We start from the raw sequence: 13,548 nt of genomic DNA, 5'->3' as shown, positions 1-13,548 counted from the left end.
GGTAAGTGAATGATTTCACAAAGTTTTATCTTTCATATCAAAATAAAATGTTGTATTTCAGTGGATTATAGTAATAGACATAATTCGATTTTTTACAACAATTTTAAAGAAAAGGTGGATGTATTCGGTGAGAAAGCCAAGAGTTGTCGTATTAGGTGCAGGGTATGGTGGATTAATTACAGTAACTCGTTTACAAAAGCAAATAGGTGTAGACGAAGCAGAAATTACATTAGTGAATAAAAATGATTATCACTATGAAACAACATGGTTACATGAAGCATCAGCAGGTACTTTACACCATGATCGTGCTCGTTATCAAATCAAAGATATCATTGATAACAACCGTGTGAAATTCGTGAAGGACACAGTTGTTTCAATTGATAAAGAAGCTAAAAAGGTCGTTTTAGAAAATGGCGAAGTTGAATATGACTATTTAGTTATTTCTTTAGGTGCACACCCTGAAACATTTGGTATCCAAGGATTGAAGGAATTTGCATTTGGTATCACAAGCATTGATTCTGCACGTCAATTACGTGAGCATATTGAATATCAATTTGCTACTTATAATATGGAAGCAGAGAAAAAAGACGAACGCTTAACAATTGTAGTAGGTGGAGCTGGATTCACAGGTATCGAATTCTTAGGTGAATTAGGTAACAGAGTACCTGAGCTTTGTAAAGAGTATGATATTGATTTCAAAAAGGTACGCATTATCTGTGTTGAAGCTGCACCAACAGCATTACCAGGATTTGATCCTGAGTTAGTTGATTATGCAGTAAATCATTTACAGAAAAAAGGTGTAGAATTTAGAATCGGTACAGCTATTAAAGAGTGTATCGAAGGCGGTATCATTGTTGCGAAAGATGATCAAATGGAAACAATTAAAGCTGAAACTGTTGTATGGGCTGCTGGTGTTCGCGGAAACAGTGTTGTTGAAGAAGCTGGTTTTGAAAACATGCGTGGACGTGTAAAAGTTGATGGTTACTTACGTGCTCCAGGACATGAGGATGTATTCATCATTGGAGATTGCGCATTAATTATTAACGAAGAAATTAATCGCCCTTACCCACCAACAGCACAAATTGCGATGCAACAAGGAGAAGTTTGTGCTAAAAACTTAGCAGTTGCAATTCGTGAGCGTGGTGAAATGGCTACATTTACACCAGATATTAAAGGATCTGTTGCATCTTTAGGCGAAAATGATGCAGTTGGAGTAGTATTTGGTAAAAAATTAGTAGGAACGAAAGCATCATTCATGAAAAAAGTAATTGATAACCGTGCATTATTAATGGTTGGTGGACCTTCATTAGTATTGAAAAAAGGTAAATTTAACTTACTATAATATAAAACGGTATTATAATGAAAAAGAGACAAGAGCTAACTGCTTTTGTCTTTTTTCACATGGTAACTAAGGGGGAATGATGACATGTCACAGTCAAAGCGTGGAAATGTGTGGTTAGCTGTATCCGGTATTGTTCGGAATGAACAAAATGAATGGCTGGTTGTAAAGAAAAAATATGGTGGATTAAAAGGAAAGTGGTCTTTTCCAGCAGGCTTTGTTGAACAAGGAGAAACGATAGATGAGGCGGTTATTAGAGAAATTCAAGAAGAAACAGGAATAATTAGTAATGTTGAAGGGGTTATTGGCATTCGTTCTGGAGTAATTAAAGATGTGATTAGTGATAACATGATCATTTTTACCCTTAGAGCCACAACAAATGCTATTACCGTTCAAACAGATGAGCTCGAGGAAGCAGCATTTATCAATCCGCAAATACTACTTCATGATCCAGATTCCTCCTTGTTGCTTATGAATTTTGCTAAAGCATCCTTTGAAACAGAGCTGAAAAAATATGATCACTATAATCCTGGCGATCATTTTGGCTACCGTGCTTACACGTTATTTTTATAATTTTCTTAATTATGCGAAAAAACTAGATAATTAAAGAAATACCTAAATGTATTCGCTTACATGAATAATAATGTAAGGTTATCTCCCTTTTAAATTGTCAGAATAATTGATATATTAATATGAACTATTAAATGACTAAAGGAGAGACATTTATGAATACAACAACTGAAGTTGAGACAAAAGAATGTCCTTATTGCTCTGGAAAAGGCTATTTTCAGTTACTATTAGGTGGATCTGAAACTTGTAATAGCTGTGAGGGAACTGGGAAGAAGTCATAAAACGTTCACTGAGTTGGGATTGACTGTCTATCGTTAGTTCAGTACACTAAAATAGGTGTAATGGAGGTGATAGGCGTGTTAAGCTTACCTGTTTTATTAATTTCAATGCTTTTATTTTTAGTTTTATTTTTCGGAATTGGATTTTTATTAAATATGCTTTTACGAATGTCTTGGATCATGGCGATTGTGTATCCTATTGTTTGTATTTTTATTATAGATAATGTTAGGTTTATCGAATATTTTCAAAGCCCTAGTGAATCCTTTGCTGCTTTGGGCAATAAAATTGTTTCTTTAGCGCTTGCAGATATACTTGTTTTAGCTAGTGGCCTGTTTGGAGCGATTCTTTCTGGAGTTGTTATTAAAATGCTCCGAAAAAGAGGCTACCAAATGTTTTAGGCGAATCTTTTTATCCTTATACGAAAAGTCTGACACTTTTAGGGTGCCAGGCTTTTTTTGTTCTCTTGATAAAAACGTACATACAAATTCCTCCTTTTATCCGTAAGGGTTTATTAAGTTATTTAGTGGATGCTTTTAAACTGTTAATATATGTATATTTCCTGTTTGTGAATATTCTCTCTCCAAAGTGGGAACGAATAGATTTGTGAGAGGAGTGAGCAGGAAATAAATGATAAGTATAAAGAGAGTTAGTAAAAGGATGTTTATGACCTTATTATTTTTAGGGGCATTAACAACAACGTTTGAAGCGATATCAGGTGTAGAGGCAGAAGACGTAAAGAACTGGTACAATCATAATTCTTCAAGTTCAAGTGAAAGCCTCGATCGTGGGAATGCAAATGAGGATGATGATACCTTTAGATTTTTAGGGTTAACGTTTAAATCAATGAATAATGAACCAACTATTGAAACACAGGTTTCCTCAAGTGTTGAAACAATTCACGATGTATCACTTGAAGAGGCATTTGATTGGTCTCAGTATCCTACGAAAAAAGTTATCGCAACAGGTTATACAGCAGGTGTTGAATCTACTGGTAAATATCCTAACCATCCGAGTTACGGGATTACATATTCAGGTGTAAAAGTAAAACGTGATTTATACTCAACTGTTGCTGCAGATACTAGTGTGTTTCCGATTGGAACTATTCTTTTTATTCCTGGATATGGGTATGGGGTCGTTGCAGATATAGGCGGTGCAATAAAAGGTAATAGATTAGATCTCTATTATGATACTGTAACAGATGTATACAATAATTGGGGGAAGAAGCAATTAGATGTATATGTTGTGAAAATGGGCGAAGGTAAATTAACGGAAGAACAATTAGAGAGTTTGAATGAAGAGGAATCAATGCAAGTTTTCAGGCAAAAATATATAAAAAATAAAACAAAAAGCTAGTAAGCGATACTAGCTTTTTGTTTTATTACTTTCTATTGGGTGAGAGGCAGGGAAATAATCTGGATGTAATAAGTATGAGAGTTTTTGTAAACCAACAAGCAAACGAGGAGAGGGTCTACAGAATAATGATTCTTCAAGTAAATGAATCTGACCATTTTGTACAGCTTGTAAGTCAGATGCGTCTTTTCTCTTCAATACATGCTCACGCTTCATTCTAGATTGCTTTACCCCAACCCATGATAAGCAGATATGCTCAGGATTTCTAGAGACAACATCCTCCCATGTTGTTTGCACACTAGCAAGTTGAACATCATCAAAAATATTTCTAGCCCCTGCTAACTGACTTAATTCTGTTAGCCAGTTGATTTTTCCTGGAGTGAAAATAGGGTTTGGCCACCATTCAAAGTAGACTGTTTTAGGTTGGTGGATCGTAGCAGCTATGTTTCGATATGTCTCAAGAGTGTTGTTAAATGTTTCAATTGCAAGTGTCGTTTCTTTCCTTTTGCCAATGATATCTCCTAATGTTTGAAGATTTTCTGCGATATCTTGGAATGTTTGTGGATCAAACACAATATGAGGAATATTTCGATTCTTTAATGCTTCAACGTTTTTCTCCATACCAGGAACACTTAGGGACGCTAGTACTAAGTCTGGTTTATAAGTCTCGAGAAGATCCATATTTATTGAAAGGTCAGGTCCTAATCTTGGAAGCTGACAAAGCTCTTCTGGCCAATCAGAAAAATCATCTAATGCTACGAGGTTATCTTTTAAACCGAGATAAACAGCTAGCTCTGTGTTGCTTGGACAAATTGAAATTAGTTTCATTTAGACCCTCCTACTGGCAAAACGGAATTATGTAATTTAAGCCACCATAAAAATGAAGTATAAGCAAAGTGACAAAACAATGCCTGTTAATCCACCGAAGAAAACTTCAATTGGCTGGTGCCCAAGGAGTTCCTTTAGCTTCTTTTGTTTCTCTTTTTCAGCTTGTTGCGGCCAAACCTTTGCTTCTTCAACAAATCTATTAAAATCAAGTACAAGCTGATTTAAAACAGTTGCTTGTTCTCCAGCATGTCTTCTTACCCCTGTTGCATCAAACATCGTAATAATAGCGAAAACAGCTGAAATAGCAAAGATTGATGAGTCAAGTCCATGATCAAGTGCTACCCCTGTCGAAAGGGCAGTAACTGCTGCTGAATGAGAGCTAGGCATCCCACCTGTGCTTGTCACAAGGGACCAATCCCATTTTTTTGTAGCGATAAATTGAATAGGTACTTTTACAAATTGTGCAAAGAAGATTGCTGCTAATGATGAAAGTAAAGGGAAATTATAAAATAATTCCAAAAGTGACTACCCCTCTCATTGATGAGAATGCTCAAGTTTGCGCTTCCATTTTAAAAGCTGTTTTGTTCTGATACAATCAATATGTATTCATTATCTTTACCTTAAGTTAATGACGAAGCTCTTTGTATTCAGTGGTATAAAAGCTGCTAAAATGAAAGTGTGAAAAAGATTTTCTTCATTATAGCACATCTTGGTAATGTTCTCAGACATCATTATTTGTCTTTTCACTAAAAATGGAGGTGTTGTTATTGTTTAAGGTACATAATCAATTAGAACTAAATGAAAAGCATGAAACTCTTGTGATTGGATTATATCAACAAAACAGTAAACTATCAGGACTTGCTGCTGATTTAGATAACCAATTGGATGGGCAAATCACTGAATTAATGAAAGCTGGGGACCTATCTACAAAGCGAAAGTTGATTACTAAAGTACATACCCTCGGAAGGCTAGCGATAAAGCGTATTTATTTTGTTGGATTAGGAAAAGAAAAGGAAATAAAATTTGATTCAATAAGAGAAGTATTTGGAACCTTGTTTAAAGCGATTCAGGAGGCGAAAATCCAGGATGTCACAATTGCGTTAGACACGTTCGTTACAGATTATTTGGATCAAAGTGAGTCTGCACATGCACTAGCAGAGGCATTTGCATTATCTACATACAAAATAATCGATTATAAACAGAAAGCGAATGAGCCTGAAAAGAACATTGAAAAGATTCATGTTGTAGCAAATACAGAAGAGATGGATGAGATTAAATCAGGATTAGAGGTTGGCTATGCGTTTGGTATGGGGACAAATAGTGCAAGAACTTTAACAAATATGCCGCCGAATTTATTAACAGCAACAGAACTTGCTGAATACTCAATAGAGTTAGCGAAAAAGTATCAGTTTGAAGTTGAAATTCTAGAGAAGGAAGAAATGGAGCGGCTTGGAATGGGAGCATTACTTGCCGTGAATAAAGGGTCTGAAGAACCCCCAAAGATGATTGTTTTAAAATATCAAGGAAAAGAAGAGTGGACGGACGTCATCGGCTTAGTCGGTAAAGGAATTACTTATGATACAGGCGGTTATTCAATTAAACCGAAGGATGGCATTGTCGGCATGAAAACCGATATGGGTGGAGCTGCAGCAGTATTAGGGGCAATGGAGATCATTGGAGAAATTAAGCCAGAGCAAAATGTTGTAGCTGTTATTCCTTCAACAGACAATATGATTAGTGGTGGAGCATTTAAACCAGATGATGTCATCGTATCATTAAGTGGAAAAACGATTGAAGTATTAAATACAGATGCAGAAGGTCGTTTAGCCCTTGCAGATGGAATTACATATGCCAAGCATCATGGGGCTAATTATTTAGTTGACATTGCAACTCTCACAGGTGGAGTGATCATAGCATTAGGGACTGAGACAACAGGTGCAATGACAAATAATGAAGAATTGTTTGAACAAGTGCTACAAGCATCACATGAATGTAAGGAGCCAATATGGCGCCTACCAATTACTGAAAAAGACAAAAAGCGCGTTCGAAATAGCAAAATGGCGGACTTAAATAATTCACCTGGTCGTGAAGGTCATGCCATCATGGCAGGAACCTTTATAGGAGAGTTTGCGGAAAGTACGCCATGGGTACATTTAGATATTGCTGGTACAGCTACTACCTCAAAAGATAGTGATCTTGGTCCAGAAGGTGCAACAGGGGTAATGGCAAGAACACTGGCTGCATTTGTAGAGCGGTTTGAAACAGGTAGATAAGTAACAGACAAGGAATCGGCTTTAAATGGTCGGTTCTTTGTTTATTTTGACCAAAAAAAGATAGTTGCAAGAAAAACTCTAGAATTTGCAAAATAAAAGACCAAAATTGCAAAAAAGAGACTTAAAAGGCGATAAATTTAGTCCTTCCAACATAATTTATATCCTGAAGATAGTAGAATAGCGTCATGTCCCATAATTTAGTCTGCTAATTAGATAAATTCACCATTGACACAAGAAAAAAGGATATGGTAAATTTATTTCTGTTATTTTATTTCTCTACCACATTAGCAAACTAAAGGATTTTGGGGGTTTTAATTTTGAATGCTGTTGTAATAGCTGTTATTGTGATGCTTATTTTGAGCTTATTAAGAATAAATGTAGTCTTTGCTCTTGTTGTAGGAGCTTTTATTGGTGGATTATCCGGTGGTTTGGATGTAGCAACGACAATCCAAACGTTTACAGATGGTTTAGGTGCAAATGCAAATGTTGCGCTTAGCTATGCTATGTTGGGAGCTTTTGCGGTTGCGTTATCAAAAACAGGTCTACCAGATGCAATGGTTTCTGGTGCAATCAAACTAGTAGGTCGTGAAGGTGAGACGAAACGCAAAACTCTGTCAAAAGTACTTATTATCCTCATGATCCTTATCATGGCGATTTTTTCTCAAAATGTAATACCTGTTCATATTGCGTTTATTCCTGTCTTGATCCCACCATTATTGAAAGTGTTGAATGAGCTACAAGTGGACCGCCGTTTAATTGCAACTGTTTTAACATTTGGGCTTATTACACCTTATATGTTTTTACCAGTTGGGTTTGGGGCAATTTTCCATGAGATTATGCAAAAAAACATGGAGGAAAGTGGTTTAACTGTATCTTTAGCCGATATTCCAACAGCTATGGCCATTCCTGCACTTGGAATGATAGTTGGACTTTTAATAGCAGTGTTTTTCACTTATCGTAAAAACAGACACTATGAAACGCGTGAAGTAGTCGGACAAGAAATGAGTAATCCGTACACAAAGAAAACGCTAAGTATTGCAATCATTTCAATCATTTTGTCACTTTCAGTTCAGCTTTATCTTTCGCAAAAGCTTGGGGTTGAAGGAATGATATTTGGCGCTCTAGCTGGATTAATCGTTTTATACATTAGTGGTGTCTTAAAGCGGAAAGAAGCAGATTTCGTTATTACAAATGGTATGAAAATGATGGCATTTATCGGATTTGTTATGATTACAGCATCTGGATTTGCAAGTGTCTTAAAGGAAACAGGTCATGTAGAACGATTAGTAGAGGATGGAGTAAACTTAATAAATGGTAATCAAGCGATCGGTGCATTGCTGATGCTGCTTGTCGGCTTACTTGTAACAATGGGGATTGGTTCATCGTTTTCAACGATTCCAATTATCACAACGATCTTTGTGCCATTATGTCTTGAATTAGGATTTAGTCCAATGGCGACAATTGCGATTGTTGGGACAGCATCCGCTCTAGGTGATGCTGGTTCACCAGCGTCTGACAGTACACTTGGTCCTACATCAGGTTTATCAGCAGATGGGAATCACAATCATATTTGGGATACCTGTGTACCAACTTTTATCCACTATAATATTCCATTAATTATCTTTGGATGGATTGCGGCTATTATTTTATAAGATACTATAGTTAGTTGGTGCTTATATTCTTAAAAAAGGTTGCCTAATCATTGTATGAAAAATGATTAAGCAACCTTTTTCTTAATATCTAGGAAATTATAAAATTCTTGTACTGTGGATAAGCGCTTGCATCCAGTTCCAGCGCCTAGCCCCTCTTGGGTCTAAGCCACTTAAGAATTGAAGGTAAAGAACACCTTCTATTCTTAAGCGTCTTATTTGCCCGAGGCTGTTCAAGGCGCTTGCGCTTTTGTTCTTACCGGTTATGATTAATTCTCTCCAGTAACTCCTCATCATCCCATCCTAGTACAGTTTCTACTAATTCAGGATTCTTCTCTATGATTTCTTTTTCAAGTTGTTCTCTTTCGTTTATGTCTAAATAATATTTTTTGAACACTAATGTTTTCATCGTTTTCACACCCTCTTCATAGACTCTACTATTTTTATTGACAAAACTAGTATTAATTATACATTTAATATAAAAAAATAGTAAAATAGTATGATTGCGAGGAATTTCGACAATCCTTACTCTTGTGTTCATTGTTTAGCTCATTGTATCATTGAATTATCCTATTTTTAGGAGGAGTATTTAGTGACTTGGATAAAAGAACATAAGCTAATTTTTACTAGTATACTTGTTTGTGTAATCTGTTTAGGGTTTTTAGGTGTTATTGTAGTTGATATGATTGATCAGAAAGCGGTATCTTCCTCACCTGTTGTTTCAAAAGAAGATAGCATCTCTAAATCTAAAAACGATCAAAAAAGCGAATCAACAGCAGCAGAAACGATCACAGATAATCCTTTTGGTAGTAATAGCTCGTCTTTGACAGAGGATGATGTGCTAAATTATATGCATGGAATGTCACACCAAAAGGTTGAAGCTGAAAAGAAATGGCTTCATTACGAAATGACAAATGAACGAATTCAATTTTTAATTGGAGTTGTTGAAAGTGATCGTTACGAAAATAGCGATCTCTATTTAGATATCCTTAATCGCTGGGCTGAGGGAGATTTCTCAAAAGCTGACAAAGATCATAATGCGATTTGGAATTTACAAGGTGGCACAATAGGAAAGGCGACAGGAGTATTGTCTGCTGAAGAAGAGCAGCAGTATTTAGAAGATCATAAGGGGAATATCCAGTAAAAGAAGACAGCGGTAGCTGTCTTCTTTTAAGAGAAGTTTAGTTGTCTAGCTCCTGCGCTAAACGGGCGCTTCCGCTTTTCTAATTAAGCTGCGATTCTCTTATTTGTTGCCCTTGTGACAGCGAAATAAATTCGTGGGGCAATAAGCGCACCTAAAATGGTGAATGCAGCATCTTTTACAATAAACCATGCCATTACTGCCCAGGCGGTACCATATGACATTGGGGCATTCATCCAAACGTTTAACGCTAACCACATATAAGTTGTACCAATGATATAGATAAGAATAATCCCAACAAATGAAGCGGTGAAGAATGTAAATTGTTTTTTCTCTTTACTTAATTCCAAGATCTTACCTACGGCATAAGCAGTAAAAATATAAGAAATAATAAAGCCACCAGTACTGCCGAAAATAACACCTATCCCACCATTAAACTGTGCGAATACAGGTGCTCCAGCAATCCCGATTAATGCATAGATGATCATTGATAATGCGCTAAGTCTGCTTCCTAAAAGGAGCCCTGCTAAAATACAGAAAAAGGGCTGCATGGATAAAGGAACATTGGCGATTTGAAGAAATGGCGCCCAGGATGTAATATTAGCACCAACTGCCATTAAAGCAGCAAACATTCCAACTAAGGTCAGATCATATGTACTTAACTTTTTTTTCATCATTATTCCCCTATTCAAGACAATTTCCATATTGAAAGAATAATTGAGGACTTAATATATGTCAACTTAATTTTTATTTGAGTTAACAAAAAGGAAAGGTATGATTAACATGTACTTTGGCAAAAAAAGGAACACTCCTACATCAGATCGGGTACCCCCTAATCAAAACGTTACTACAACATTTCCAGTTCTACATAATGGTAGTGTACCTTATTATGACGATATTTCGAAATGGAATTTACAAATATATGGTTTAGTCCAACATCCGAAGCTTTACTCGCTAGAAGACATTCTGACATTGTTTCCACAGGTGGATCTTTCCAATGATATTCACTGTGTAACAGGTTGGTCAAAGCTAGATGCAAGCTGGCAGGGAATAAGTACGAGGGACATAGTAGAGGACGTGAAGATACAGGAGAATGCCAATTATGTTATTTTACATGCGGAGGAAGGGTGGACAACCAATCTTCCGATAGAAGATTTTTTAAATGAGACAAGTCTACTTGCACATTCCTTTAATAATGAACCGTTAACACCAGAGCATGGCTACCCACTTCGAGGGGTATTTCCGCATCTTTATTTTTGGAAAAGTGCAAAATGGCTTCGGGGTATTCAGTTTACAGAACAAGATCATCCTGGGTTTTGGGAGAAGAATGGGTATCATATGAAGGGAGATCCTTGGCTGGAACAGAGGTATAGTTTTGATTAACTAAACATAACAGGTGATCCGATATCAGGAGCACCTGTTAATCCTTCTCACTAAGTTACGATGCAATAATTTATTGAAGTGGGAAGCAATAAATAATTTCAATCATTATCCCTTTCAAGTTTCCTCTTATCAGGAGAAATTTCCTCTGAAGCTTCTGTTTGATACCGCAAATTGTTCACTTTTTGCGTAGATTCCTCAACTCGTAAAACATTTACTCTCATATATCTATGGAAGAAGCTTTCAAATAGGGCCACACCAATTGACGTTAACAATGAAGCTATAAATACATTATTAGTATTGTCGGTTATATTCGAGAGAAAAAACCATGTTAAAAGCATAGCTAGTGCAAAATCTGATATAGTTGCTGTTATATTGCTCGTTCTTGGAAGTAATAACAAATCACCAAGGATATAAGAAATCACTCCTAATAGAAACGTTAAAGCTAATACATTCCCAAAAAAATAGTTAAAGCCTATTCCTAGAATGACATATATTAGAACTAAAGAAGCGACTATCTTAATAGCAAGTGCCTTAATATGTTGCACACAAATCACCCTTCCTTTTGAGAGTTATTATGTGCGTTGGTTTACATGGTTATGCTAAAAAAGAGACTGAATCAATAGCATAAGCACCTCCTATATTCTAAAATAGGATATGTAACTTAGCTTTAGATACAGTCACTTCTTATTACCCTTTTAAATCAATTGATTTCCCTAAAGATGGGTGTGGGGCTTCTAACATCTTTAGCATTTCTTGATTATTTTGCTGTGCAACTTCCATCGTTTTCTTAGCTAAGGCGATGCTAACGCTTTGCCCGAGAGAAGCCTGGTTTAGATTAATTGATAATGCTGCTATATCCAAAGTGTTCACCCTCCTAGTTCTTCTATCGGATTATGTTAGTTAAAAGTAAAGCACTGTTAAACTTGTTTTTTTATTTCCGCTACAGGCATTCGCTTTCCGCGGGCGGTCAGGGAGCCTCCTCGGTGCTTTGCACCTGCGGGGTCTCCTTGGACTCGCATTCCCGAAGGAGTCCCACGCCCTCCGCTCCAATCAACTAAGTGCCAAAATCAACAGTGATCATTACCAGAACCAAAAGTAAAGCAATTAACGAGAAACGTTTCGTTTCAGTGAATGTAAATCTTCCTCAGCATTCATATTTCGTTCATTGATAATTTTAATCGCATCCTGTACTCCCTCATTATAAAAATAAGGTCCAAGTTTTTCTAAACAAAAATCAAGAAATGCTTCTGCTGCAATCTCACCGATTTCCTCATCTCTTTCTTCGTAAAAAAAACTGATAATTTCTTCTTTTATTCCATCTTTTGCTTCTTTGGGTAGTTTAATAAACATAGTAGAGCCTCCTTTATGTATTCATATTCATCACGAAAAAAAGCTGGTTTACAACTCAAACATCTAAATTGAAGAAGTATTACCTAAAAGTCTCACTCACTTCGATTAGGGCGGAACAATAAATTCAGCTAATCGCAAATTTAATAAACTCAATATGAGGTTCCGTCCCTTTCTAGCAAAAAAAAAAGAGACAGACTAAAAATCATCTGTCCCCTTTCAATTCTAATTCATTAACTGTTCATTTTCTAATACATCTTCTAAGTTTTTGTATAAATAACCAAGATCCCTGGCAACTGCCTCATATGTCACTTGTCCAGCGATTACGTTTACGCCGGCTCTTAAAGCAGCATTGTCATTTATTGCGCGATATACGCCTTTGTTCGCAATTTGTAGAGCATATGGTACTGTTACGTTTGTGAGAGCAATTGTAGAAGTACGTGGTACTGCCCCAGGCATATTTGCTACAGCATAATGTAAAACCCCGTGTTTTTCATATGTTGGGTTGTCATGTGTTGTAATATGATCAACTGTTTCAACAATTCCACCTTGGTCAATGGCAACGTCTACGATAACGGAACCAGGCTTCATTGCCTTCACCATTTCTTCTGTTACTAAGGTTGGTGCTTTGGCACCGGGGATTAGTACTGCGCAAATAAGTAAATCTGCTTCTGCCACAGCTGTTGCAATATTTACTGGGTTTGACATTAATGTTTTGATTTGCGTTCCAAAAATATCATCTAATTGACGAAGACGTTCTGCACTTAAGTCAATAATTGTTACATCGGCACCTAAGCCAATTGCCATTTTTGCAGCATTTGTCCCAACGACACCACCACCAATAATTGTCACCTTTCCGCGGTTAACACCAGGTACGCCAGCAAGTAAAATTCCTTTTCCACCCTTTGGCTTTTCAAGAAACTGAGCACCGATTTGTGCAGCCATACGACCTGCGACTTCACTCATTGGTGTTAACAATGGAAGTGTATGATTCATTGTTACTGTTTCATAAGCAATAGCCGTCACAGCTTTATCCTTTAAGCATTTAGCTAGTTCTGGTTCAGCAGCTAAATGCAAGTAGGTAAATAAAATGAGACCTTTTCGAAAGTAGCCGTATTCTGATGGCAGTGGTTCTTTTACTTTCATGACCATTTCAGCATTTGTCCAAACCTTTGCTGGATCATCAATCAATTCTGCACCTGCTTTGATGTAATCCTCATTTTCAAAGCCGCTTCCTATACCAGCATCTTTTTCAATTAATACACGATGACCAGCATCGACAAGCTGGATCACACCACCAGGTGTTAACGCTACACGATTTTCATTGTTTTTAATTTCTGTAGGAACCCCAATAATCATAAAAAACTCATCCCCCTAGAAGCATTTTCT

General features: G+C 36.6%; 17 protein-coding genes. 9 read left to right on the top strand and 8 right to left on the bottom strand.

The window, feature by feature from the left end; genetic code table 11:
• Window positions 1-118 precede the first annotated feature (118 nt).
• The 5 genes from I7822_RS03975 to spsC all read left to right on the top strand — a co-directional run bounded on the left by I7822_RS03975 (window position 119) and on the right by spsC (window position 3,541).
• On the top strand, window positions 119-1,342 hold the full coding sequence (locus tag I7822_RS03975) for an NAD(P)/FAD-dependent oxidoreductase (protein WP_207975477.1): 1,224 nt from the start codon (window positions 119-121) through the stop codon (window positions 1,340-1,342).
• Between the two features lie 84 nt (window positions 1,343-1,426).
• Window positions 1,427-1,912, top strand: a complete 486-nt coding sequence (locus I7822_RS03970) for an NUDIX domain-containing protein (RefSeq protein WP_207975476.1) — start codon at window positions 1,427-1,429, stop codon at window positions 1,910-1,912.
• Between the two features lie 152 nt (window positions 1,913-2,064).
• Window positions 2,065-2,190 (top strand): YuiA family protein, encoded by a 126-nt coding sequence (locus I7822_RS03965; RefSeq protein ID WP_207975475.1) that lies wholly within the window; start codon window positions 2,065-2,067, stop codon window positions 2,188-2,190.
• A 75-nt stretch (window positions 2,191-2,265) separates the two neighbouring features.
• A complete protein-coding gene (locus I7822_RS03960; RefSeq protein ID WP_307847673.1) occupies window positions 2,266-2,586 on the top strand; it encodes a YuiB family protein in 321 nt (106 codons plus the stop codon).
• Between the two features lie 229 nt (window positions 2,587-2,815).
• Window positions 2,816-3,541, top strand: a complete 726-nt coding sequence (gene spsC / locus I7822_RS03955; RefSeq protein ID WP_207975473.1) for a stationary phase survival protein SpsC — start codon at window positions 2,816-2,818, stop codon at window positions 3,539-3,541.
• 9 nt (window positions 3,542-3,550) lie between these two features.
• On the opposite strand, the gene I7822_RS03950 is transcribed toward spsC, so the two are convergent.
• Window positions 3,551-4,366 (bottom strand): cobalamin-binding protein, encoded by an 816-nt coding sequence (locus I7822_RS03950; RefSeq protein WP_207975472.1) that lies wholly within the window; start codon window positions 4,364-4,366, stop codon window positions 3,551-3,553.
• 36 nt (window positions 4,367-4,402) lie between these two features.
• Window positions 4,403-4,885 carry a divergent PAP2 family protein gene (locus I7822_RS03945; RefSeq protein WP_207975471.1) on the bottom strand — a complete coding sequence of 161 codons (483 nt, stop codon included), beginning with the start codon at window positions 4,883-4,885 and terminating at the stop codon, window positions 4,403-4,405.
• Window positions 4,886-5,133: 248 nt separating this feature from the next.
• Here I7822_RS03945 and I7822_RS03940 point away from each other — a divergent pair, with 248 nt between their 5' ends.
• Window positions 5,134-6,639 carry a leucyl aminopeptidase gene (locus I7822_RS03940; protein WP_243459246.1) on the top strand — a complete coding sequence of 502 codons (1,506 nt, stop codon included), beginning with the start codon at window positions 5,134-5,136 and terminating at the stop codon, window positions 6,637-6,639.
• 317 nt (window positions 6,640-6,956) lie between these two features.
• Window positions 6,957-8,291 carry a Na+/H+ antiporter family protein gene (locus I7822_RS03935; RefSeq protein WP_207975469.1) on the top strand — a complete coding sequence of 445 codons (1,335 nt, stop codon included), beginning with the start codon at window positions 6,957-6,959 and terminating at the stop codon, window positions 8,289-8,291.
• Window positions 8,292-8,544: 253 nt separating this feature from the next.
• Here I7822_RS03935 and I7822_RS03930 read toward each other — a convergent pair whose 3' ends face one another.
• Window positions 8,545-8,697 (bottom strand): hypothetical protein, encoded by a 153-nt coding sequence (locus I7822_RS03930; RefSeq protein WP_207975468.1) that lies wholly within the window; start codon window positions 8,695-8,697, stop codon window positions 8,545-8,547.
• 183 nt (window positions 8,698-8,880) lie between these two features.
• Between I7822_RS03930 and I7822_RS03925 the strand changes: the two genes are divergently transcribed.
• Window positions 8,881-9,432 carry a DUF6241 domain-containing protein gene (locus I7822_RS03925; RefSeq protein WP_207975467.1) on the top strand — a complete coding sequence of 184 codons (552 nt, stop codon included), beginning with the start codon at window positions 8,881-8,883 and terminating at the stop codon, window positions 9,430-9,432.
• 83 nt (window positions 9,433-9,515) lie between these two features.
• Here I7822_RS03925 and I7822_RS03920 read toward each other — a convergent pair whose 3' ends face one another.
• On the bottom strand, window positions 9,516-10,106 hold the full coding sequence (locus tag I7822_RS03920) for a biotin transporter BioY (RefSeq protein ID WP_372442089.1): 591 nt from the start codon (window positions 10,104-10,106) through the stop codon (window positions 9,516-9,518).
• A 106-nt stretch (window positions 10,107-10,212) separates the two neighbouring features.
• On the opposite strand from I7822_RS03920, the gene I7822_RS03915 reads away from it, so the two are divergent.
• Window positions 10,213-10,812, top strand: coding sequence for a sulfite oxidase-like oxidoreductase (locus I7822_RS03915; RefSeq protein WP_207975465.1), 600 nt, complete (start codon window positions 10,213-10,215; stop codon window positions 10,810-10,812).
• A 98-nt stretch (window positions 10,813-10,910) separates the two neighbouring features.
• Here the strand turns inward: I7822_RS03915 and I7822_RS03910 are convergent, their stop codons facing one another.
• The 4 genes from I7822_RS03910 to ald all read right to left on the bottom strand — a co-directional run bounded on the left by I7822_RS03910 (window position 10,911) and on the right by ald (window position 13,518).
• The gene (locus tag I7822_RS03910; RefSeq protein ID WP_207975464.1) at window positions 10,911-11,357 is read right to left on the bottom strand and encodes a YndM family protein; all 447 of its coding nucleotides are present in this window, start codon (window positions 11,355-11,357) and stop codon (window positions 10,911-10,913) included.
• Between the two features lie 142 nt (window positions 11,358-11,499).
• Window positions 11,500-11,682, bottom strand: coding sequence for a YjfB family protein (locus I7822_RS03905; RefSeq protein WP_372442088.1), 183 nt, complete (start codon window positions 11,680-11,682; stop codon window positions 11,500-11,502).
• 234 nt (window positions 11,683-11,916) lie between these two features.
• Entirely contained in the window at window positions 11,917-12,162 is a 246-nt protein-coding gene (locus tag I7822_RS03900; protein WP_207975462.1) for a DUF2164 domain-containing protein, read from the bottom strand.
• Window positions 12,163-12,384: 222 nt separating this feature from the next.
• Window positions 12,385-13,518, bottom strand: a complete 1,134-nt coding sequence (ald, locus tag I7822_RS03895) for an alanine dehydrogenase (protein WP_207975461.1) — start codon at window positions 13,516-13,518, stop codon at window positions 12,385-12,387.
• Window positions 13,519-13,548: the final 30 nt, after the last annotated feature.

It is taken from the genome of Metabacillus bambusae, assembly GCF_017497975.1.
Taxonomy (GTDB): domain Bacteria; phylum Bacillota; class Bacilli; order Bacillales; family Bacillaceae; genus Metabacillus; species Metabacillus bambusae.
The sequence above is the reverse complement of the archived record's forward strand: the minus strand, read 5'-3'. Positions and strand labels throughout refer to the sequence as shown.

Bases quoted from the DNA above. Each gene is read 5' to 3' on its own strand.
- I7822_RS03900 (WP_207975462.1), bottom strand. From the start codon at position 12,162: ATGTTTATTAAACTACCCAAAGAAGCAAAAGATGGAATAAAAGAAGAA.
- I7822_RS03915 (WP_207975465.1), top strand. From the start codon at position 10,213: ATGTACTTTGGCAAAAAAAGGAACACTCCTACATCAGATCGGGTACCC.
- ald (WP_207975461.1), bottom strand. From the start codon at position 13,518: ATGATTATTGGGGTTCCTACAGAAATTAAAAACAATGAAAATCGTGTA.
- I7822_RS03930 (WP_207975468.1), bottom strand. From the start codon at position 8,697: ATGAAAACATTAGTGTTCAAAAAATATTATTTAGACATAAACGAAAGA.
- I7822_RS03920 (WP_372442089.1), bottom strand. From the start codon at position 10,106: ATGATGAAAAAAAAGTTAAGTACATATGATCTGACCTTAGTTGGAATG.
- I7822_RS03970 (WP_207975476.1), top strand. From the start codon at position 1,427: ATGTCACAGTCAAAGCGTGGAAATGTGTGGTTAGCTGTATCCGGTATT.
- I7822_RS03950 (WP_207975472.1), bottom strand. From the start codon at position 4,366: ATGAAACTAATTTCAATTTGTCCAAGCAACACAGAGCTAGCTGTTTAT.
- spsC (WP_207975473.1), top strand. From the start codon at position 2,816: ATGATAAGTATAAAGAGAGTTAGTAAAAGGATGTTTATGACCTTATTA.
- I7822_RS03975 (WP_207975477.1), top strand. From the start codon at position 119: ATGTATTCGGTGAGAAAGCCAAGAGTTGTCGTATTAGGTGCAGGGTAT.
- I7822_RS03965 (WP_207975475.1), top strand. From the start codon at position 2,065: ATGAATACAACAACTGAAGTTGAGACAAAAGAATGTCCTTATTGCTCT.